Raw genomic sequence first — 22,337 nt, forward strand, 5'->3', positions numbered from 1 at the left:
CAAGTCCAGCAATGGATGAGCACCTTACCCAGTTATATCAAGGGTTTGTTTGCCAATCTAAGCTGCGAAAGTTGAGTTAATAAAATTGGGGTCTTCCAGCGTGTCTATAGCCTTCAGTTCTTTGCTTCCGCGGGGAATAGCCAGGTTCGCCACGATTCCATCGTAATTCGCCGCTTCCCAAATATTCGTAAATTTACTTGATACGATCGGTGTAACTTCCGGCTCATTTTCCTTGATCGTCTGGAACATAGCTTCCATATCCTCGAGAGATTTCACGCCATTGATATCGAACTTGTACTTGTCAACCAGTTTCTTGTCGAGCAGAAAACCGAAGCCCTGCCCGAACTCCTTCTTGGTAGGAAGCGCGTACAGCTTGCCCCCGATTCTCGAGCCTTTAATGAAATCCTCACCGAGAATCCCTGGAATATCCTTGCCGTATTCGGCCATTAATTCGTCAAGTTCCAGATACTGCCCCTTGGCCACATCCTTCGCATACGAGAACCAGCTGGCCGTAAACATCAGATCGAACGGTTCGTTGGATATCTTCATCAGATTGGTTTTATCGTCCCAGGAAGCCCATTCGATAGGTTTAAGCTCAATCGTAGCATTGATCTTTTCCGTCAAATATTTGCTCATTTCATCCTGCACAAGCTGCAGATCTTTGGGTGCGGTCGCAGGGTATACAAGCGTGATTTTGTAAGGACTGGTACCTCCCGTCTTTGTTGCGGGCGTAGTTCCGGAATCCGTTGTCTTTCCGGCTTCCCCTTTAGCGCAGCCTGTTAAAGCCAGCATTCCGCATAACATAATCATCCAAACTAAATGGTAGGTTTTTTTCATGTCATGGCGTCCCCTTCCTCGTTTAATCTTTGTAAAACATGCATGGAAGCCGCAGTATCCTGCCAACCTCACCTCCTCTAAGGCATCCGATTCTATCTAACCTTTGACCGCGCCGCTCGTAATCCCGCTGATGTAATATTTCTGGAAGAACGGGTAGGCGAACAATAAAGGGGCAATTCCGACAATGGCAAGGGCCATCCGCACCGTTTCGCGCGGCATTTTGGCAAGCAGCTCGCCGACCTGGGCCGAACTGTTGGACTTCATCAGAAGATATTGGATATTGGTGAGTGTCTTCGTCATCAAATATTGGATATTGTAGAGCTCGGGCTTATCGATAAATAGCATGCAGTTATACCAGTCGTTCCAGTAGGATAATGTGTTGAACAGCCCGATCGTAGCCATAATCGGCAGAGAAAGCGGTACGACGATTTGAAAAAATATTTTCAGCTCACCGGCCCCGTCAATGGTTGCGGATTCGATGACCGATTCGGGGATGGTCGAGGCGAAGAAGCTGCGCATCAGCAGCACGTTAAATGCGCTAAGCAGCAGGTTGGGAATAATCATGGCAAAAATCGTATTCTTCAGATTAAACATCGTTACATAGGTGATGTACCAAGGCACCATCCCTCCGCCAAACAGCATCGTGAAGAAGATATAGAAGGAAATGGTGCGGCGGAAGGGAAGGTCCGGCCGGGATAACGGGTATGCAAAAAAAGCGGTGATCAACAGACTGGCAGCCGTGCCGACGAGAGTGGTCAGTATGGTGACTCCATAGGCTCGCGCGATTTCTGAAAAATCATTGAACAGAAATTGATAAGCCGCAAAGCTGATTTCACTCGGAAACAATGAGTAACCATTCTGGAGAATAGATTCCTCGCTGGATATGGATACCATGAATACAAGAAGGAACGGAACTATCGAGGCAATGGTAAATGCCCAGAAAAACAGGTGAATCAAGGATGAGCCCATGCGTTTTTTCAGGGTCAATTTCACCGCAATTTCTTCCTTCTTCCCGTTTAGGTTCAACTCCATTCCCATTTCCCCCTTGTCTAAAATAATGCGTCCCGTTTATTGATGCGTCGGACAGCCGTATTCGCCGCCAAGATGAGAACGAAGCAGACTACCGATTGATAGAATCCCGCCGCCGTCGACATTCCGATATCGCCCGATTGAATCATGGCCCGGTACACAAAGGTATCGATCGTATTTGTCGTCGGAATTATCCGAAATCCGACCGCAGGATGCCGCTGATTGCAAGCAGAGTCATGGTGATGATGACGGGTAATATGAGCGGAATCGTAATCCGGGTCATCTGTTTCCACTTGTTAGCGCCATCGATAGTGGCGGCTTCATAATATTCCTTGTCTATTCCTATAATCGAGGCAAAATAAATGATGGAGAGATAGCCGACATTTTTCCAGGCGTTAACAATGACGAGAATATACGGCCAATACTTCGGTTCGCCGTACCAGGATATCGCCTCGGCGCCGAACCATTTGATCAACAGCCTGTTCACAAGACCGCTGTCCGCATTCAGAAAGCTGTACACCAGATAAGCGACTACAACCATAGAGATAATATTCGGAAGCAGGAAAGTGCTCTGATAGAACCGGCTGATCACTTTGTCCTTGATTTCATTGATCAGAAGCGCCACCAGTACGGATAGAACCAAATTCAGAACGATAAAGACGAAATTGTAGAGGAAGGTATTCCGGGTAATGATGTAGGCGTCCTGCGAGTTGAACAAAAATTTAAAATTATCAAGCCCGGCCCACTCGCTCCCCCAAATCCCATCGACATAATTATAATTTTTGAATGCAAGGATGACGCCGTACATCGGGATGTAATTGTTGATGAACAAATACACAATTCCCGGCAATGTCATAAGAAGCAGCCATTTGTACTTTTTCAGACTTTTCCTTAAATGCGACAACCTTCTCATGATCCAGCCCCTTCTCATCAAGGTGAAGTAAGCCCTTACAACTTCATTCTATATTGCAGGCGGAATAGCCGGCCACCATCCTTATGACTTTCTGATGCCACAATGATGACTTCTTCCAAAAATAAAAACCATCCCCTAAACTTAGGAGATGGCTGCTTTTCAAAGCTATTTATCATTGTCGCGTTTCGGCCAAATACTCTCTCTGGAGAAGCCCCATATGAACGATGTCATGCCATGCCCCTCCACGGAACAGGCACTGCCGGGAAATCCCCTCATGTTGAAAGCCCAGCTTCTCATACAGCTTGACCGCTTTGTCATTGAAGGAAAAGACCCTGAGCGACACACGATGCAGGTTCATTTCGAGAAACGCATAATCGAGCAGCAGCCGCAGCGTCTCCTTCCCGTATCCTTGTCCCCAGTACGCTCTATTTCCAATATCGATAATGCATTCGGCATTGCGGTTTTTCAGATCGATATTAATTAATGAAGTGATTCCGATCGGCGTTCCGGTCTCTTTATCCATAACGATGTAGCTCTTCGAGGAGGGAGAGCCCAGGATCACCTGCTGGACGAAGCTTCTCGTCTCCTCCAGCGGATAAATATCCAAATAAGGATTGGTCGTGTGCATCACTTCCAAGTCATTGCGCCACTCATGATAGAGCTCTGCATCCTCCGCCGTCATTTTTCTGAAAGTGATTTTCGAAGATTCGAATAACATCACTGTTGCTCCTTTCCCGCCGTGAGGCTAATGGTTGACCGGACCCAGCATTCCCTGCAATGAGAAAAGCAGAGCCTCAAGCTGCTCCTTGACCCGGGTTCTCTCCGACCCTAACTGGTACGTGTCCAGCATCAATCCATCCATAAATGAAATTAAATATAAAGCGACAGACGCAGGAGCCAGCCGGGGCTGAAACTCTCCCTGCTCCATCCCCAATTCAATAAATCTCGTAATAGCGTCCGCCAAAGCTTGATACCGCTCCGTAACATAAGGGTGGGCCTGCGAATTTCGCACATCATGGACCGTCAGGAAAAACTCCGCCTTAGCCCGCAGAAGAGAGTTCCGGATGCACTCTATGCTCCCTTCTTGCTGTCGGATCCATCCGGCTAACGCCGTCCACGAAGGGGCTCGCTCCTCCGATGCGAAGAAGAGTAGCTCCCGCTGGTCCTCCTGCTGCATAACCTCTACAAACACATGCTCTATATTGTCAAAATAAGAGTACAACGCCCCTCTGGATACTCCAGCCTCCTCCATAACATCCTGCATCGTCGCTTGAGTCAGACCTTTGCGAACGAACACTCTCTCCGCGGCTTCCAGCAGTTCTTTCTTCTTCTGAATTTTGTATTCATCGCTGACCTTCGGGGCCATGAAGCTTACCCTCCTTTGTAAAACGACACTGTTGTCGATTTATGATTATTATAAACGACGATGGTGTCGTTTTTCAAGGAAGATTTTAGCCCGCAGCATGATTCTGGGGAACCCGCTTCGGGCTATAGGTGTTATGGGGAGCGGAGTGGCGAATATAGGGGTTACAACGCCCCTTGTTTTATCATTTTCTCTATTTCGTACGTAAGTTATTCAAAGTAGGTATCTTTTTACTGATTCCACATTTTTTATAACCAGACATGGTGTTCGAAAAAAATAAATTATTAGACTTGGGTCTTTGCTGTCAAGTGATTTTCGAGTTGGAAAATTGTCAGCTTTTGAGAAATAAGTATTAGACTGAAGTCGATTTGTTTTCTGATAAGATAAACAGAAAATTATTGTCATTAAACAATCGTAATCTCCACTAAAAGCTCAAAAACTCCTATTAATTTACTCAACAGGGGTTTTGGGTTTTCTCACTATAACTATATGTTCTTCCATCATCGTCTTTATTTCATTTTTACGTGTTACTGTAGAATTTATATGATGGGGTAATCTTTTAAAAGAATATTGTCTGTGCAAAGTAATAACTTTATCGTATCCAAGAGATACAAACCAATCGTTTAATACTTCTGCCATATCTACAGTAATGGAACCTAAAATTGTTCTATGCCCTACAATCCATGCTTGAACTCCACCATCTACTAAAATCCTATCTGTCTGCTCTACAACTATATACAATTCTTTGAAGAAATGTAGCACTGACTTGACCCTGCGGGGCAAAGCAGTTACTTTTCTATTAAGTGTATCCTTAACATATGGGAGCTTACTAGCTAATTCTTGAATCAATTCAGAACTACGATCAACCTCAGTTAATTTATTCATAAACATTTCAGTTAGTTCTCTTGCTCTTACTTTAATTTCTTTGTTTGATAATTCTCCTGATTTATTGAGCATCCTATAGTAATCCAACCGAACTCTCTCTTTGGTTAGCTCAAATAACTCTTTATTACTTATTAATATACTAATATCAGAATTATTTTCTTTTATACCTTTCATAACTTTCATCAATTCATAGACTAAATCCTGATAATGTTTTGCATCTTGTTGACATACTCTTTTCATTTCTAAAAATAATTTCTTTAAGGTTTTAGAGGAACGAATTACATGTCTCAGTGAAGTATTACAAGCTGATTTTTTCCCACCTAATAAATACTCATCCACATTATCAACTGTAGTGGTGATGCCTAGATAGCGAGATAATAAATCTTTAGACCATTGTAGTGATAATCTTGAGAATTGTCCGTAAGCTACAGTACTTTGAGAATCACCATACGGTGGTGATGTAAGAATCGCATCAATTTTCTTACCACTGAGATGTGATAAATCCTTTGCATTCTTCATTTGAATGTCAGTTATTGTTTTACTCTTAGATATCTTCTTGGTCTCGACTAGCAAACTTAATAAATTCTCTATTTTATCTTTAAAGACTAGCAGAGAGTCAATATTAAACTTATCAATATCACCAGGTGACATTCGATATAATTTAAATTCGCTATTCCGTGTTAATGAACTCTCACGTATAGTTGAACTGAAAGCAGTTAGTAAAATCAATGCAAAAGTTTCCTTGTACTTTTGTGAGCATCCCTGTAAAAAGATATTTATCTCCTGCTTTATAAAAGACAGCTCTTTTATAGTCTGAGGCTTAAACCAATATTCAATATTATCAAATTTAGAAAGCTCAACTAAACTTGCAGTTTTATATTTTTGATTGATTGAGTCAGTAAATGTTTTTAATGACTTCTCAATATATGATGTGTTAGTTACAGTTAATGACTTTGTTCTAGCTAATAAAATTGATAATGGATTTAGATCAGATCCATAAAAATCCAACCCTAGATATTTACATTCCAACGCAACAGTGCCACTACCAACAAATGGGTCCGAAACCTTAGTGATCGAGTATTCTTCTTTTAATTTTTTTAGTAAAGAAACCACCATTTCAGGAACAGCCTTTGCTGGATAGGAATGGATATTTCCGTTAGACGAAAAGAAAGATGCAAAGTTATTTTCTCCAGTATAATTAAGATCCAGATCTTTCCACCATTCTTTTTCAACACTAGCTACCACGTCCAACACCTCCAAACTGAATCCAGGATTAAAGCCGCGCATTAATAGAATGCACGGCTCAAGCATATTATACTACTTATAAACATCCTAAAGCAATAAAATCAAACTTATGAGAGCAATAACCCGGGAAGCGCCTGTCTTCCCTGATATTCTGTACTCTGCTTTATTACATTCATTATATATTCATCATTTAATCTCGCGATTCTGGTTAAAGTAAATCCTTCTTCGTCTATTAGATCAATTTCATTAGGAACAATAATTCCATTCTTTAAGGAAACTTTCTTTACTTCACTATTTATCGAAGCCTTAAGTTCCTCAAAGGTTATTCTCTCTTTTTCGTATCTACGAAATTGAGCCGCTATATTTTCATGTTCAAAGTTTTTAAGCCCAGAAATAAATCTATCTATGTCTTCTAAATAATACCTTTTTGATATTGTTGGCATATATCTTGTCCTGTCTAAATTTTCATATTTCAATAGTGCCTCTCCGTTGGGATCTAAAGAACACAAATCTAATATCCTAAAATCAATTTGATAAATATTCTTTAAATCAAAATCAATCATCCCATACTTATTGTTTATTTTAATAAAGTGCACTTTGATTTTATTTGGAACATTATTTCCAACAGATCTAGTATACCCAGGTGACCCATATTCTAAAAACTCACCTTTAATTAAGTTTGCATTTTTAGTGCCCCTCCGTACTTTACCATTATTTTCACGCAAAATGGTGTCACATGGCTGAGTAATGAGCAAAAAAACACTTTTGCTACTTCTCCATTTACCCTCTTTTTTATTATAATTTGTTTTAACAAATAAATCTCCAGTATAAATACAACTTCCCAATAAATTCACATTGTAATCCCATTGTTCAAACGAGTGAATTGGAATAACCTTATCATCTTGAGTTATATCAGAAATGTTATTGCCTTTTGTGGCCGCAACTAATTTCATGCTTTCCCTTGTCGCTTCACATTCAAATTCGACTGGGGATTGTATTTCTTCTAGAAGCTCTCTGTTTCTTAATAAACTTTCTACATATTTGGGTTCAGTAGAAATAATCTTATGAAATGATTTATACGCCACAGCACGTCTAATTCGTAACAGGGTGTCACTCAATTGTGAACCTTCTGAAAACGAACTTCTAAAAAATGCATCTAAATCTTCAGGTTCAAGAAATCTTAGAAACTCATCCGTCTCGGCTTCTGCCTTTTGATTTAAATCGTTATAAATTTTCAATGTGTTATGTAGGGTTACTCCCTTGAGAACATTTTTCACTGAACTCATTAGATCGGTTTCAATTTTATCTTTCCGCAATACCCAAAGAAAACTGGTTGCTAGTTTCTGGTGTTTTTTTAAGTTATCAACCACAAATGCACTTATCTGACTTCGGTTAGATAAATTACTATCATCATTAGTTATGATTAAAGCTACATCTTCGTTTTCTATAATAAATTCAAGAGTCTCAAATACTTTAGTGCTGTCTCCGCTTATCTCCCTATCGAGAAGCCATAATGTCTTCCCTTCCAACTCCTCTTTAAGTTGACTGCTGTATTGGCGTGCATTTCTTACAGTAAACCCTTTTTCTATTAGCTGCTGTAGTACTCCTACAAGTACGGTTAATGATTCTTCGCCAGCAATAAATTCAGAAGTTGAAGAAGAACTTGTGCTTAATATAATTCTATTAAGCTCATCTTTATCCGAAGGTAAAAGTTCCCTATATAGTGAAATAAAATCATCTTCATCTGTAGCAGCTATCACCAAATCAATAGCACTAGGATCCTCAAATTTGCTTGTTTCTTCTAAACAGATTTGAGTAATATCAAGATTATTTTCAAGCAGCACACTGAAGATAGACTCTTCAGTGTGCTGATTATCTGTTAACCATCCATCATCAATACTAATAACATTATTTATCGACCATTTTCTTAATAGTTCAACAAGCACATCGATTGGTTCAGTCAAGGTGATTTATCTCCTTTTATAACATAGCTTTTGAAAAATCAATCTCAAATATGAATCTCCTATTATGCATATTTTTTTCTGGGAGTAGCCTTATAGTCGACCCACTGATTTCCAATATGGAACTAACAATATATAGACCAAGGCCCCTTCCTTCATTCTTTTGAGTTTCGAATGGTAAAAATAAGCGATCTTCTATAATTGGATCAATACCTAATCCACTATCCCACACTCTGACTAACCCCTTGGAAGTAAGCTGAATATTAAAAACCTTTTTATCGATTTCTTTTGCAACATAAAAATATTGCAACCAATACTCTGAATTAATATATAGATTGTCGAATACTTGAATAACCAGACCCAAAGATGACTCAACTATCACTTCTGCATCTTGAATTAAACGTATCTCTATACCATTCCTCTCTGCTCTCTCAGCTATTACTCCTTGTTTATAAATATTATTGAGTTCTTTGTTAAGGTTTACCTTTTCATTTGTCCTTCTACGCTTTCTAAAACCAGGAGCTAAGTGCCTTACTTGACGATCTATGGAGTTACTTTCAGCCTCAATTAATCTGGCCTCTCCATGTGATTTTTTTAGAAGCTCCATTATTTTTTCGTTGTTAGCATCTTTCAAGCCACTAACCATATATTTCTGAATACTTTGTGCCCTAAATCTTGTATTGGTAATAGATTTATTCATTTCATGAGTTAACGCTTCCGCAATAATCCCCAATGCAGACAATTCTAATAAAGGAGCCATCTCTTCTTGAGAATATTCATATAAACGCTTTGCAGCTTTTATTTCTTCAGATGCCTTCTCTAAATTACTTGTAATATTTATAGTCTTTTCAACGATCTTTATTAGAGATTCACCAGCTTGGTTAATAATTTCTTCTTTTTCTTCTGCATCAAACAAACTTAATTGATTCTTGTATTTTTCTTCAGTTAGTTTACTAGCTATTTTTTTTGTCTGTGATAGCATATCCTTAACATCCAACGAGGTTTTTGATATAATTTCATTCGCTTCTTCATGAGCATTTGGAGCAGATATCCTCGGATACTGTTTTCCAAATTCATCCGCTTGCCTTCTAACTTCTCTATAAACTAGAAAAGCCACCTCCCGACAAATAGCTAGAAAGTTTTCGCCGTAAGCATCGAGTATAAATCCTTGCCGATTGGTCATTTCCTTTAATTGTGCATTATCTAATGAATTAATTTCCACATAGCCAATTGTATTTGCAACTTTAGGAGCAAGATAACTTCCTGCACTTTGAGAAATTTTAGTCAAGCCTAACCAATCACTCTCTTCATTACCATAAGGTAGCACTCTGAATTTATCTCGATATATTTTCACACCTGCATTACTTTTTAAAAACTCTTTTACTTCTTTATCATTTTCAAATAAATTTGGTACTTCTCTTGCTAATGCTGTATAAAATTCATTAAGTTGCTGTTCTACTGCATAGTTATAATTAAATAGAACACCATGAAATTTTCCAGGGTTAGCAAAGTCAACTTTATTTTCCAAAATACTTTTCTTTAAGATTCTTCTCAATTTATCATTATCTTCTAAAATATTTATTACCTTAGACTTATCTGATATAGGAATATGATTCTCCTCATAATTCCTAGGTAAATTCTTCCTAGGTTCTTTTCCTTCTAGTTTTTTATAAAACATTGGTTTAAAAGAATAATCCATTGTTAAGAATGGATAATTAAAATCGAACTTTATTTTATACATCGAAGCATTTTCTAAGAAATCCTCATCAATTGCTTCTGTTTTTATTATTTTATTCGATACATGCTCGTTGGTTAATTCAATTGTTATGTCGATACTGTCATTCTTCTTAAATGGTGATACTAGTCTCAAAACCTCATTCCCTAGAATTTTATCAATTCCTTCTTGATTCCAAAAACTAATATTATTCAGGCCCAATAAATTCAATTGAGTGAAACCAAAATCACCATCATCAACTTGTTTGGGGACGTATGACTTTATGTGAATGTCATCAAAATCTTTCATATTTTTTATGTTAATTTCATTTGTATTCAATTGGGCAGATACACTTCCTAAAGTAACATTTTCATTAAATCTACTCCAATCAATAGAGAGTAAATATTCGTAATTATGTTTCCAGCCTTTTGTACGAAGGTTCAAAAATGATGCCAATCTCTGAGTAGAAAGTCTTCCGACTCCTTTTTCACCTAAAGGCACTCTATCATGCCTTATGCTTCTTAGCTTTTCGGTTTTGTTAATAGTAGAAATTAGCAAAAACCCATTTGAAATTTGCTCTCTATTCATTCCATTCCCGTTATCAGTTATTTTAATATATCCTTGTCCACGATTTGTTAAGGTAAGCGTATTGATCTCAATAAATACATGTTTAGCATCAGCGTCATAACTGTTTTTTATTATCTCTAATAATGCAACTACTTCATTTTCAATTAGTTGCTCACCTAATTGAATAACAACTCGCGCCATTGCATTTATCGGCAACTCTTCAAAATCAGCTGTAGTTATAAAAACTTCTTCCTTTTCGTTTTGATCCAATTTCATCATCCTTAAGGATTTTTTAAAAGGCATATACTAGCTAATTAATTTTCTTGAACAAAGAACTATGAGTATCAGTTTGAGACCAAGGAAAACTAACTATATAAGTTGAACTAAATAATTTCCTGAAGCTCGCCTGATTCCATCCTGATGCAAACGGTCAATGATCTTTAGGGGATCTCCCTTGATCTTATCCATGAATGCGTGCACGTTTTTGCGAATTTCAGAAACCGTATGGTAGAAGACATTATTCACCACATCCGCCTTTAACCATTTCCATAGCCCTTCTACCACATTCAACTCAGGACTATAAGGCGGAAGGAAAATGAGGGTGAGTCGATCTTGCTGTTCTTTAAGAAATGATTCCAGCAGTTTCGCATGGTGAATTCGAGCATTGTCCAATACCATTGCGATTTTGCCTGTAGGGTATTCCGACATAACTTTCTGTAGAAACATCAGGAACTTATCGGCAGTGTATTGTTCATCTTCTTGCCAAACGATTTTGCCAGTGACATAATCCACCGTGGAGAATAGTTTTATGCCACGATGTTTACCGGTTGTTTTTAGGATACGCTGCTTCCCTTTGGCAAACCACGTATGTTGAAGCGCTTGGTAATCACGAATCATGGATTCATCTTCAAACAAAATATGATCAATTTCGCCATCATCGTAATTTTTTTAACCCTGGAAAGGTTTTTTCGACAAACTCTTTTTGCTTTTCTTCGTCAGCGGCTGCCAAAGTATAGGTGGGTTTTGTGTAATTCATGTTTAGACGATGCATCAGCTTGGAAGCCCCACGGAGGGAGTAGCTTTGTCCAAATTCCCGCTGGATGAACGCACAAATCAGTTCAAGGGTCCAATTGAACTTTGCCGAAAATCCAACCTCATGGGGAATAGTTTCCATGATTGTCTTTTTCAGTTGAGTTTGTTGTTCTCCGTAAGCCGTTCACTCCTGCCTGGAGGGGACTGGATCTGCAAGCCATCAAGACCCGACTCTCTATAGTGTTGTATATACGTTCGTACTGTTCGATCCGATCTTCTAATAATGGAAGCAATTTGCTGATTATTGTATCCAAGCAGATGTAAACGAACAGTTTGGTAACGTTCGAACATTCGGCGGCTCTTTTCCTGTATTAATCGGTTTTCAACTTCTTTTAATTTTGTTTTCCAAAGTCATCACCCGTCCATAAAGTGGTTCTCACTTATTCGACGTTTGAGGGTTGGAATTCCTTCCTCATAATAGGAAACTTACTGGTTCAACTTATATAGTATGATTCTAGGTACAATTTTACAATTTGTTTCTTCTATTTTACTATCTTTCTGCACTTAAATCACAGTAAATTTTCCAAATACTCTACTAGCTAATCACTAAATGTAAATTTCGATAATGTTTCAACTTCTCAACTATCATACCAATAAACCGATCAAGTACTTTGCTATCCCAATTGTACCTCTGTCAATAGAGTAGAAACATAGAACCGAGAAACTGATGAAAAACGGTGCATACGTTCTTATTGTTTATCCTATGGACGAATAGATTCTTTTCCATTGTACGAGCATGTAATATAGGAATGATGTCACGGTAGTAACATTGACTTCAGGAACCAATTCCAACTTTACAGCAGGAAATAAAAATTGTATCTAATGAGATTATGGAGCCTGTCTATAACTCGAACGGGACATTTAAATCAGTTAAGGCTTGGGTTTATTACTATACTTCAATGTCAGAGTACGTCTTTACACAATTCAAGGCATTGCGATACATGAATTAGGTCATGGTTTAGGACTTGCCCACGAATCAGAAAGAACATTCTTAGTGATGGTGCCATCCGTCTTATTTTCAGATGGAACGTTTGCCCGTTATCAATACTTTCCTGGAATTGGAGATGAGAACTCTGTAAACAAAATTTATGAGAGTAATTTTTCCTTAATCGAAAACAGCTTAAATGAAAATGATTTTATAGAAAGTACTTGGAGTAATTAGAGGACCTTGCTAGGGATACAGATTTAGTTGTTAAAAAAATCGTAAGAGCGAAAATAGGCTCGGTTATTACAGGAGAGAACTATTAGATCACCACATCAAAAACCCAGCTTTGCAATTTGTCTTGATTAGCGATAAAACAAGACACAAGAAACAATATCAGAGTAAGTATTAATGCAATTGCCTTTCTCTTATCAAATCATCCTTATTCATCTGATGGTCGCTTCTAATTTTAGGTTTTGCTAGTTTAATTACCATCACTTATATGTTAAGACGCTTTCAATCAATGAGCAGTTGGTATTTTCTAATAGTCGGTACCAAAAAGAGAACTTGAGCTTAGACCGATGCCATCAATTGTAACGCGCGAAAGACTTCATTTGCGATGATTTGGATAAAAGGCTTGGGGTTGCCTTGGTCCGCCTGCTCCAACGCAGTATAATATTCTTGCCGGTCCTCATTTCGGATGATCGCCGGAGGAAAACCATTTTGCATCAAGATAAAGTTCATGGCTAAGCGCCCAACCCGCCCATTGCCATCCGAAAAAGGATGGATAGCAACGAATCTATGGTGAAACAAGGCGGCAAGTTCTACCGGATGTTTCTTAGACTCCTCATACCATCGTATCAAATTCTCCATTTCTTGCTGAACCTGAACATGTGATGTGTAATGATGGATTTTCCCTGAAATCGTTAGGACATGATTATCTTTCTTTTTATATTCGCCCGGCTGAAAATCAAGATTTCGAACGCCCTGAAAGAGGATGGCATGAAAATCCTTAATTAATCTTTCGGTGAGCTTTCTGTCTTGGATAGCGTCCTGGAGATAATCGATTGCTTCGGCGTGGTTTACAATTTCAAGATGTTCCCGCAACGTCTTTCCCTTTATGGTAAGTCCCTCACGGAGAAAAAAAGCGGTTTCCTGATATGAAAACGTATTGCCCTCAATAGCATTGGAATGATACGTCCACTCTTCACGAAATTTTTGAGCGATTGTTTTCATTAGATCCGGATGCAACGGTCGCTTCGCATCAATCTGACGCTTTAAATCATCGATTTGTTCCCACATTGGATTGATTCCCTTCCATTTTCAGAAAATTTCATCATTGTTATCGCTACTTTTTTTGTTGTTCATGTAACGTTTGAACCCTTAATAGTCTTGTCCCTAATTTCAAATCCTCATAGGTAGTTACTAAACATGAGGTATCTGCCAGGTATGTTGAGGAATTATAAGAATTTCAAATCCTCATAGGTAGTTACTTAACCCGTAAAAACAGCGTCATATAAACATTCTACATCCTGCTCTTATGTCCTGCTTGCTATTTCCACCAAAATAAAAAAGGATGATTACCTCACGATATCTTTACTTTTCTCCGCATTCCTACGATCAGTTGGATTTGGACGGACATGAGAGCCCTTATTTCGTTAAATTAGGCCATTCTTTTATTCTAATGGAAGCAGATGCGCTTATTTTATAGATTTCTTCTATTTTCGCCTACATTTTTTTGAATAAGGTCATCTGAGTCCGGTAAAGTTGCTGGCCCTTTTGGACCGATTAAGGTCTCTGGTGTCCCTTATAGTCCGACCGCGCAGGTTTTCGTACGAACGGAGATGGCCGCAGGTCTGTTTGGTGTGGTCACAAAGACGGAGCCGTGTAATCCCGGCTCCGTCTGATGGTTCAATCCTCTTCCACTGCAAGGCTTCCATGCGATTTCAACGCTGCCCGCGAAGTCCTGAACTCTCCGGGAGTTGTGCCGTGGATCCGCTCGAACACCCTGAAAAATCCTGCGAATTGTTGTATCGCAGCTTCCGGGCGATTTCCACCACTTCATGCCCCCGTAAAAAAATGGAGCCGCTGTTTCGACTGGTCAATGATCTGCCCCGGAACCGGTTAATGGTCGGCTATCCCGTTTTCCTCTTTGCCGCTTTCCACGGCATTGGCTTTGTTGCCTTTTGCTTTGTTCCCGGGCTTGAACGCCAAGCCTATTGACTGCAGCGCATTCCGAAGAATAGGCATTGAACGCGGTCCAATCCCGTGAATTTGCAGTATCTCGTGTTCGGTATAGGCTGACAGCTTGTGTAATGTAGTGATTCCATGGTGCTCCAATGCCCGTCTGGCCGGGCTGGAAAGCAGTAACAGGAATCCGGTGTCCGGCTTCTGCTCTTGTTCGCAAACCGGACAGACTGGGCAGTCGCTGCTTTTGTAGTATCGATGTCCTTTGTCACAAATCCTTAATGTCTTCTTTGAGGCCGCCATTTTGTTTACCACCTTCCCGAAATTTAACTTTAAGATCCATCCTCCGCCCCATTCGATAAGAGCCCCTTCTCCAGACAAACCCGGATGGAGAGCTTCTTGACTCCCCTTTGGAACCGTATGCTGATGCTTTCCTCACTTAATTCGACGATTTCCCCGTGTCCGAAGACGGAATGCTTTACCGTCTCGCCCATCTGCAATTCCGATAGAGTCCTTATCGCGTGGGGATCGATTGCCATGGGCACCTGTCCCTGACTGCCCTTCTTCCCCCTTCGCCCCTCATTTCCGCTCCCTGCCTTCCCGGCCTGCGAAATCGGCTTCGGCGGGTTGAGGATATTTCTGACTTCCGTAACGAATACGGATTCCTCCGTCTTTTCCCCATCCCTCTCCCGATAGGCCAACAATTCCAGGTGCGTTCTTGCCCGCGTCATTCCCACATAGAAGAGACGGGCCGCTTCCTCCATCAATGGTGCCCCGCCCGAATCGTCCTTCCGGTCTTCCGAAGACGGAATAATGCCCTCGATCAGATCGATCATGTACACCCTGTCGAACTCCAGGCCCTTCGCGCTATGAAACGTGGACAGCGTCACGGCGTCCTGCCCCTTCCGCGATTTCGCGGACTTCAGAACCGACTCCAAATATTTCAACCGTCCTGCAAACTCCTCCATCGTCTCTAGGGAATGGGCAATTTCCTCCAGTGTATTGAGAATTCCGATCAGGGATTCCTTGCGGAACCCGAGACGCTCACACATCTTCTCCAGAGCCTTCTCGTAGCCCAACCGTCCGCGAATGACCCGGATGGCGTGCAGCGGAGGCATTCCCTTCATTTGTCGAAAGGTTTCCTGGCACATCTGCAGGGCTTTAACCTGATAATCCTGCAGCGGGACATGATTCAGCAAATTGTCGAAGACCGATTCCTGATTGTCGATCTCCTTCAAGGCCGCCATCTGCCGCTTGCTGATGTACCCGTTAAATTTGAGATGGATTTTCTCCAGCAGGTCCGGGCGCTTGTCGGTAAAGGTCATCCTCATGAAGTTCAATATATCTTCCACTACCCAATGCGAGAAAAAACGATTATCCGCATCCTTCATATAGAAGGGAATCCCTGCCCGATCCAGCTCATTGATTAATGCAATGGATGAGGAATGGTTTCGGTACAAAATCGCCACTTCTCCAAGCAGTTCGGCATTCTGAATTGCCTCCGTCAAATATCGGGTCTGGTCTATGTAGCGGGCAAACACGTGAATCTTGGGAGGCTCTGAAGAGGCATTGTCGGTAAACATATTTTTGACGTAGCGATTCTTGTTGCGTCTGATGAATTGATTGGCCGCACCGACAATTTCCTTGGATGACCGGTAGTTCTGCTCCATTCGCATAATAACGGCCTCGGGGTAGGTCTGTTTGAAATTAAGCAAATAGGACGGATCCGCCCCTCTCCAGCTATAGATCGACTGGTCATCGTCGGCCACGACGCACAGATTCCGGTGCTCCCGAACCAGCTTCTCGATCATGGCATGCTGCACCCTGGAAGTATCCTGGCTCTCGTCCGTTAGAACATAATCATACCTCCCTTGATACCTGTGAAGCAGCTCCCGGTCCGTCTCCAGCGCATCGTTAGCAAGGATCAGCATATCGTCGTAATCGATCAATCGCTCGGGATGGCTCGACTCCTTGTACTTCTCGTATTCGCGCAGGACAGCCTCGGCTCCCGGAACGCCCACCTTAACCCCGGACCATTGGTCTCTAGGGACCATCCTGTTCTTGATAAAGCTGATATAGGTCGTCAGCTCGTCCATTTGGTCATCGGTGATCTGTTCGCCGACTATCGAATGGAACAGCATTCTCAGGATCATTTTCTTGTGGAGAGGCAGATGGTCCGGACCCGGTGCCTGGTTCTCCCCTTTCATATCCCCCTCAATGATTCGATAAGGCATTCCGGTTCGACGGAAGAGATCCCGCACCACTTCATAAGCGAAGCTATGAATTGTCGAAAATTCCACGGTCGGATGCTGCGGAAAAAAGAGCCGGTACCGTTCCTTCATATCGGTCGCCGATGCCCGGCTGAAGGTCACCGCCTTGATTCGTGAAGGATTCACGCCCTTCTCTTCAATCAGATAGCCTATCCGCATGATAAGGGTCGTCGTCTTCCCCGATCCGGGCGAAGCTAATAGCAGCAAAGGGCCCTCCGTCTGAAGAACGGCTTGCTTCTGAATATCATTCAGGGCCACCCCAAGCCTATCTCGACTGCGGGCAAAAAAATGCTCTCGTACGGTCATTCCCATATTCCCATCCATTCCACCGGTCAAATTGTGTGTCCCTTCATTATAACATCGCACGGATAGGGAATAAATTCGAATGGGACCTTGATGGAGAGTGCGGATGCCCATTTGTTTCTGTAGCATCATCCTTATACTTTTCATTTACAAACGTATGTTCCTGATTTATGCTTGAATTATGGGTAATAATGGAGGGTGGGCCCTTTGATTTGTTTCATTCGGTGTCCTGAACGACCCATGTTGCACAGAGGAATGCACGGAGCAGGCAAGTAATAAAAATATGGTCAAGGAGCTGATCAGTAATGTCTTTAAGATTGTCCCCTTATCTTGTGATGGACGGAAATGCAAGAGAAGCAATCGAATTCTACCAACAAGTCTTGGATGCCCAACTCGTCTTCAGCCAATCTTTCGGAGAGATGCCGGAGAATCCGGACTTCCCTCTGCCGGCGGAAGCGAAGGACCATGTAGCCCACGCCATGTTAAAAGTCGGCGAAACCGATCTTATGTTTTCGGACACGTTCCCGGGACAGCCTCATCAGAGCGGGAATCAAGTGACCATCTGTATCTCGACGAACGATAAGGAGAAGGCGAAGCAAATGTTCGAAGCCCTGCAGCAAGGCGGCCGTGTGAACATGCCATTGCAAGAAACCTTCTTCAGCCCTGCTTACGGCAGTGTAACGGACAAGTTCGGCGTCACCTTCCAAGTTTTCACCGAGGGCCTTCAGTAAGGAATCGTTGGCCAAACGAATTAAGAAGGGGGCGGCTAACCCCCTTCCACTCACCTTACATGTCGGTCCGCATGCGGCGGTTCCCAGAGAACAAATATCCAAATAATGTTAAAAATGATATTTTCTCCCTTTTCTCTTTCCACGGGAAATCGAATGGGGCTTTATTTATGTTCCGGACATTGGCATCCTCTCTTAAATGTATTTCGAAGAATCCCGATCCCCTGGATTTCCGCTTCGGTTACATCCCCATCCTGAAGCCAGACAGGAGGTGTCATGCCCATTCCGACACCTGGAGGGGTACCGGTGCTGATCACATCCCCCGGCTTCAGCGTCATCGTTCTGGACAAGAACGATACCAGATAAGGGATGTTAAAGATCAGCTCTCTAGTATTGGAGCTCTGCATCGTTGTTCCATTCAGCTTCAAAGAGATAGACAGCTCATCAGGATGTCTCAGCGAATCGGCCGTTACGAGCCATGGCCCCATCGGGGCAAAGCCATCGATCGCCTTCCCCCGGGTCCATTGTCCCTCCGTCAATTGAATATCCCTGGCGCTAACGTCATTAATAATCGTATAACCGAATATGTGCTCAACCGCTTGCTCCTCGGTAATGTTCCGGGCGGTTCTGCCGATAATCACCGCCAGTTCCACTTCATAATCGCATTGACTGACCTCGTCCGGGATCCAAATGTCTTCCTCCGGCCCGGCTATGGAGTTGTTATACTTGGCGAACAAAACCGGCTTCGCGGGAATGTCCATCCCGGACTCCCTGGCATGATCCGCGTAATTCAGCCCGACAAAAATCAGCTTCTCCGGATCGGTAAGCGGTGAACACAGCGTGACCTGCGACATGGGAAGGCTTGAAGTTAGCTCCTCCGCCTCTATCTCTATCTGCCGCTTATATTCGGGAGTATGGCTCACCTTCTCGATTAATTGTCTCATCGTCCCTGAGAAACTGAGAGGGATGACCTCTCCGTTCCGGTTGACAGCTCCTAAACGAAGGGCTGCCTCCTCTCCCCTAGCCGCCGTCCCTTCCCGGTCCCATGCCGTGTTTGGAGACCTGTTCCCTTCTTTCATTCGGTATTGTACCAGCTTCAACGGTTCCGCTCCTTCCTGCTTCTGTCTTTTTACAAGCTAATCTCTTTACCGGATTTCGCCGATTGCAAGATGGCCCCGGCAACTTCAATCCCGTGAACCGCATCTGCAAAAGAAGTGTACTGCGGCTCTTCTCCTTGCGCTATACATTGGCATACATAGTTCATTTGCTCCCGCAAAGCTCCGAACCGTAAACCGTTGATGTCCCGGTGAATCGCTAAATCCGGTGTTAGTCTTCCCCCGCTGTTCCAAATCTGCACACCAGTCTCACGCGTATCCACATGAGCGGTTCCCTGCTCTCCAATAATTTCAGCGGTGTCGGCGATGGCAATGCCCGCTTCATCGGGCGTCATCCAATGACTTTCCAATACAGCAAGCACTCCATTGTCAAACTCCAGGTTCGCCCACAAAATTTCCGGACACTCGGGGTCCGTCAGCGCTATCTCATAGGCCCTTACCCTGCGGACCCGGCTAGCCGCGTACCAGATGGCCAGATCAATATCATGAATCATAAGCTCATAAACGGTATGGGTTCTTCGGTAGGTGGCAAAGAGCGACCTGGCTCTGCCCCTTCTTAAATAAATGCTTCGTGGTTTTCCTATCGAGCCGCTGCGAATCCCTTCGTAAACCTCGGCATATTTGGGATCAAAACGAAGCAAATGACCTGGGATAATACTGCGATTCAGATTGATAGACGCATCCCGCATTTCGGCTGCTTCCTCCACGAGCGTCGCTACCGGCTTTTCCACGAGAACACGCTTACCGGACTTCAGGGCTTTTAGGGTCGGCTGCAGATGGTCCTTTTCGAACGTGACGACACTGACCAAATCAATCTCTTCCAGTTCACAAAGCTGCTCATAATCCGTATACCTTCCGCGAACCCCGTATTGGTCTGCCAAGCTGTGTACTCTCTCTTCACGGATATCGCATACGGCTGCAATTTCAACATAAGGGAGGGAATGAAAAGCTTGAAGATGGCATTCCCCCCAGCTTCCGAGTCCTATTACGGCTACCCTTACTTTTCTCAACCGATTCTCCCCCCTGACGCATCCAATAAAATCTTGCCATGATGGACTTGGCCTGCCACTAAATCCGCAAAAGCCTGGCCGCCTGAAGCAAGAGGCCTAACTTCCGTCCATCCCTCCTCTGTAACTGCCCCGCGTACAAGAAGCTCTACCGCTTCGGCAAAATCCTGGCGGGTGTAGCAGAAGGAACCCAGCACATTGATTTCGCTGCGGATCAGATGATTAACCGGCAGGCTGGTAGCATCTATTCCCAAACCAATATTCATTAAAGTTCCACCTGGGTTAAGCAAAGCCGCTGCAGCGGACCGGGTCGGCTGAAACCCTGCGGCATCTACGACCACGTCTACTCCCTTATCTCCATACATCTCCGCGGCGGCCTGTTCTACGGATCGCTCCAGCGGATTAATCACCATGTCCGCGCCGTTCACCAGTGCTATTTCCAATCTCCGGGAATTCGTATCCACCATAAGAACGGATTCGGCCCCAAGCAGCTTCGCCGATTTGGCGCAAAGCAGACCAATGCCTCCCGCTCCAAAAATAACCACATTCGGAAATACATATCCTTCCATCGCCCTCCTCACCGCCCTAAGCGAACAGGCGAGCGGTTCGGCGAGCGCTGCCCGATAAGGAGAAATACTATCCGGCAGCCGGATAACCGATGATACGGGAACCGTGACCAGTTCTCCATAAGCTCCCGGACGGTGAATCCCGATAATCTGCCGGTTTACACATAATTGAGGCGAGCCTTTCGTACAAGATCGGCAGCGGCCGCAAGCCAGGAGCGGATTAACAACCACCCTGACTCCTATGTCAATGAATTCATCCGCCTTCGATCCCGCCTCCTCTACGATGCCGCAGAACTCATGCCCCATTATGAGCGGCGGAACCCGCAAGCTGTTATGTCCCAGATATCCTTCGATTTCCGATCCGCAGATACCGACGGCTTCCACGCGGATCAATAGCTCATCTTCCCCCGGGCGAGGGGGCTCCACCTCGGTCCATTCCATCTCATTAGGCGCAGTCCAGATCAGAGCTTTCATCCATTCTCTCCCCCTTCCCCTTGAATCCCGGCCAACAGCGGAGCCAGCTTGTTCAGCAGCCTATCGACATCGTCCTTGTCGTTAAACAAGTGGAGAGAGATCCGGAACCGGCCGTCTCCTCCCCAGATATAGATTTGTTCCTTCAGCAGTCCCTCGGCAATTTGCTCTCCCGCCTCGTGCCTTACCGATATGTTTCCCGCCCGTTTCTCCGGCTGTACCGGAGTCATGACCTCAAGTCCCAGCTCCTTGAGCCCCCGGATGAGGTAACTTCCCAACTCAAGCACATGGCGCTCAATATTGGCGATTCCAATATTCAGGAGTAGTTGAACGGTAAAATTCATTGAGTAAAGAGTCGGATAACTCGGATAGCCCAGCTCGAATCTTCTGGCATCATCCTGCAGTTCAAAAGCTTGAAACCGATTCGGACCGAACATATCCTTGACGCTTCTCCAGCCTACATAAGCGGGGACCAGTGATATCCGTTCCCGGTTAATCCCGAATACGGCGGCACCATGCGTGGACAAAAGCCATTTATACGAGCTGCAGACGACAAAATCCGCCTCGTACATTTGTACGGGAACAACACCGAGAGACTGGGTTACGTCCAGCAGAAGCAGAGTGCGGGTCTCTTTCAGCTTGCGGTATAGAGAACGGTAATCCAGCCGCGCCCCGGTCAAGTAACTGACATGGCTGGTCATAACCAGCCTGGTCCGCTCATCGGTGACCCGAAGGATATCGTCGGCACCTACCTCGCCATTCGTATCCTCAACTATCCGGATTTCGACGCCCTTTTCCTTCAGCTTCAGCCACGGCAAAACTCCGGAAGGAAACTCCAATGTATGGAGGATCAGATTATCTCCGGCCTGCCAGTCCATGGAGCTGGCGATCATCGATATCACTTCGGAAGAATTGGACATGAATGCAATATCTTCCGGCCGGCCATTCATCATTTGCGCCAACAAGGCTTTGCTGTTGTTTTCCACGGACGTGTTGCGGTCCCTTCCGATCGGCCCCAGGCTCCGTGAACGCATATAATCCTCGACAGCGGCCATACTCCCCCTGTGCGTGGGGGTCTCCGCGCCGCTGTATAGCCAGGTCGTATTCTCCAGTCCCACAAACTCCGATTTATCTATAAGTGCTCTCATCATATCCCAATACC

General features: G+C 43.4%; 15 protein-coding genes and 3 pseudogenes. 2 read left to right on the forward strand and 16 right to left on the reverse strand.

Features of this window, described 5'->3' with window-relative positions; all coding sequences use genetic code 11:
* Positions 1–57: 57 nt before the first annotated feature.
* The 9 genes and pseudogenes from FS806_RS14975 to FS806_RS15015 all read right to left on the reverse strand — a co-directional run bounded on the left by FS806_RS14975 (position 58) and on the right by FS806_RS15015 (position 11,897).
* A complete protein-coding gene (locus FS806_RS14975) occupies positions 58–837 on the reverse strand; it encodes an extracellular solute-binding protein (protein ID WP_260982104.1) in 780 nt (259 codons plus the stop codon).
* 96 nt (positions 838–933) lie between these two features.
* On the reverse strand, positions 934–1,806 hold the full coding sequence (locus FS806_RS14980; protein ID WP_144938178.1) for a carbohydrate ABC transporter permease: 873 nt from the start codon (positions 1,804–1,806) through the stop codon (positions 934–936).
* A gap of 80 nt (positions 1,807–1,886) precedes the next feature.
* Positions 1,887–2,779: pseudogene (locus FS806_RS14985) on the reverse strand (ABC transporter permease).
* 172 nt (positions 2,780–2,951) lie between these two features.
* A complete protein-coding gene (locus tag FS806_RS14990) occupies positions 2,952–3,497 on the reverse strand; it encodes a GNAT family N-acetyltransferase (RefSeq protein ID WP_144938063.1) in 546 nt (181 codons plus the stop codon).
* A gap of 27 nt (positions 3,498–3,524) precedes the next feature.
* Positions 3,525–4,145 (reverse strand): TetR/AcrR family transcriptional regulator, encoded by a 621-nt coding sequence (locus FS806_RS14995; RefSeq protein WP_144938066.1) that lies wholly within the window; start codon positions 4,143–4,145, stop codon positions 3,525–3,527.
* 447 nt (positions 4,146–4,592) lie between these two features.
* Positions 4,593–6,272 (reverse strand): DNA adenine methylase, encoded by a 1,680-nt coding sequence (locus FS806_RS15000; RefSeq protein ID WP_186328374.1) that lies wholly within the window; start codon positions 6,270–6,272, stop codon positions 4,593–4,595.
* Between the two features lie 107 nt (positions 6,273–6,379).
* A complete protein-coding gene (locus FS806_RS15005; protein ID WP_144938072.1) occupies positions 6,380–8,236 on the reverse strand; it encodes a hypothetical protein in 1,857 nt (618 codons plus the stop codon).
* 16 nt (positions 8,237–8,252) lie between these two features.
* Positions 8,253–10,793: a sensor histidine kinase gene (locus tag FS806_RS15010; protein WP_222126673.1), complete on the reverse strand. Its 2,541-nt coding sequence runs from the start codon at positions 10,791–10,793 to the stop codon at positions 8,253–8,255.
* A gap of 90 nt (positions 10,794–10,883) precedes the next feature.
* Positions 10,884–11,897 (reverse strand): annotated as a pseudogene (locus tag FS806_RS15015) (IS630 family transposase).
* Between the two features lie 586 nt (positions 11,898–12,483).
* Here FS806_RS15015 and FS806_RS26210 point away from each other — a divergent pair.
* Positions 12,484–12,768 (forward strand): zinc metalloprotease, encoded by a 285-nt coding sequence (locus FS806_RS26210; RefSeq protein ID WP_222126674.1) that lies wholly within the window; start codon positions 12,484–12,486, stop codon positions 12,766–12,768.
* Between the two features lie 333 nt (positions 12,769–13,101).
* Here FS806_RS26210 and FS806_RS15020 read toward each other — a convergent pair whose 3' ends face one another.
* The 3 genes and pseudogenes from FS806_RS15020 to FS806_RS15030 form a co-directional block, all read right to left on the reverse strand.
* Positions 13,102–13,830 carry a Fic family protein gene (locus FS806_RS15020; protein ID WP_144938078.1) on the reverse strand — a complete coding sequence of 243 codons (729 nt, stop codon included), beginning with the start codon at positions 13,828–13,830 and terminating at the stop codon, positions 13,102–13,104.
* Between the two features lie 900 nt (positions 13,831–14,730).
* Positions 14,731–15,018 (reverse strand): annotated as a pseudogene (locus tag FS806_RS15025) (RNA polymerase alpha subunit C-terminal domain-containing protein); the annotation flags it as partial.
* A gap of 29 nt (positions 15,019–15,047) precedes the next feature.
* On the reverse strand, positions 15,048–17,291 hold the full coding sequence (locus FS806_RS15030; protein ID WP_144938181.1) for an ATP-dependent helicase: 2,244 nt from the start codon (positions 17,289–17,291) through the stop codon (positions 15,048–15,050).
* A gap of 302 nt (positions 17,292–17,593) precedes the next feature.
* On the opposite strand from FS806_RS15030, the gene FS806_RS15035 reads away from it, so the two are divergent.
* The gene (locus FS806_RS15035; RefSeq protein WP_144938083.1) at positions 17,594–18,019 is read left to right on the forward strand and encodes a VOC family protein; all 426 of its coding nucleotides are present in this window, start codon (positions 17,594–17,596) and stop codon (positions 18,017–18,019) included.
* Between the two features lie 161 nt (positions 18,020–18,180).
* Here the strand turns inward: FS806_RS15035 and FS806_RS15040 are convergent, their stop codons facing one another.
* From FS806_RS15040 to FS806_RS15055, 4 genes are read right to left on the reverse strand one after another with little or no spacing between them, the layout of a single operon-like run.
* A complete protein-coding gene (locus FS806_RS15040) occupies positions 18,181–19,116 on the reverse strand; it encodes a fumarylacetoacetate hydrolase family protein (RefSeq protein ID WP_260982105.1) in 936 nt (311 codons plus the stop codon).
* Positions 19,117–19,145: 29 nt separating this feature from the next.
* Complete coding sequence (locus FS806_RS15045; RefSeq protein WP_186328376.1) at positions 19,146–20,141, reverse strand: Gfo/Idh/MocA family protein; 996 nt, start codon at positions 20,139–20,141, stop codon at positions 19,146–19,148.
* Positions 20,138–21,178, reverse strand: a complete 1,041-nt coding sequence (locus FS806_RS15050) for a galactitol-1-phosphate 5-dehydrogenase (RefSeq protein WP_144938088.1) — start codon at positions 21,176–21,178, stop codon at positions 20,138–20,140. The genes FS806_RS15045 and FS806_RS15050 overlap by 4 nt, the downstream gene beginning before the upstream one ends.
* Positions 21,175–22,326, reverse strand: coding sequence for an aminotransferase class V-fold PLP-dependent enzyme (locus FS806_RS15055; protein WP_144938091.1), 1,152 nt, complete (start codon positions 22,324–22,326; stop codon positions 21,175–21,177). The genes FS806_RS15050 and FS806_RS15055 overlap by 4 nt, the downstream gene beginning before the upstream one ends.
* Positions 22,327–22,337: the final 11 nt, after the last annotated feature.

The organism is Paenibacillus sp. 32O-W (assembly GCF_007679495.1).
GTDB classification, from domain to species: domain Bacteria; phylum Bacillota; class Bacilli; order Paenibacillales; family NBRC-103111; genus Paenibacillus_L; species Paenibacillus_L residui.

Bases quoted from the DNA above. Each gene is read 5' to 3' on its own strand.
- FS806_RS14975 (WP_260982104.1), bottom strand. From the start codon at position 837: ATGAAAAAAACCTACCATTTAGTTTGGATGATTATGTTATGCGGAATG.
- FS806_RS14980 (WP_144938178.1), bottom strand. From the start codon at position 1,806: ATGGGCTCATCCTTGATTCACCTGTTTTTCTGGGCATTTACCATTGCC.
- FS806_RS14990 (WP_144938063.1), bottom strand. From the start codon at position 3,497: ATGTTATTCGAATCTTCGAAAATCACTTTCAGAAAAATGACGGCGGAG.
- FS806_RS14995 (WP_144938066.1), bottom strand. From the start codon at position 4,145: ATGGCCCCGAAGGTCAGCGATGAATACAAAATTCAGAAGAAGAAAGAA.
- FS806_RS15010 (WP_222126673.1), bottom strand. From the start codon at position 10,793: ATGATGAAATTGGATCAAAACGAAAAGGAAGAAGTTTTTATAACTACA.
- FS806_RS15020 (WP_144938078.1), bottom strand. From the start codon at position 13,830: ATGTGGGAACAAATCGATGATTTAAAGCGTCAGATTGATGCGAAGCGA.
- FS806_RS15030 (WP_144938181.1), bottom strand. From the start codon at position 17,291: ATGACCGTACGAGAGCATTTTTTTGCCCGCAGTCGAGATAGGCTTGGG.
- FS806_RS15035 (WP_144938083.1), top strand. From the start codon at position 17,594: ATGTCTTTAAGATTGTCCCCTTATCTTGTGATGGACGGAAATGCAAGA.
- FS806_RS15050 (WP_144938088.1), bottom strand. From the start codon at position 21,178: ATGAAAGCTCTGATCTGGACTGCGCCTAATGAGATGGAATGGACCGAG.
- FS806_RS15055 (WP_144938091.1), bottom strand. From the start codon at position 22,326: ATGATGAGAGCACTTATAGATAAATCGGAGTTTGTGGGACTGGAGAAT.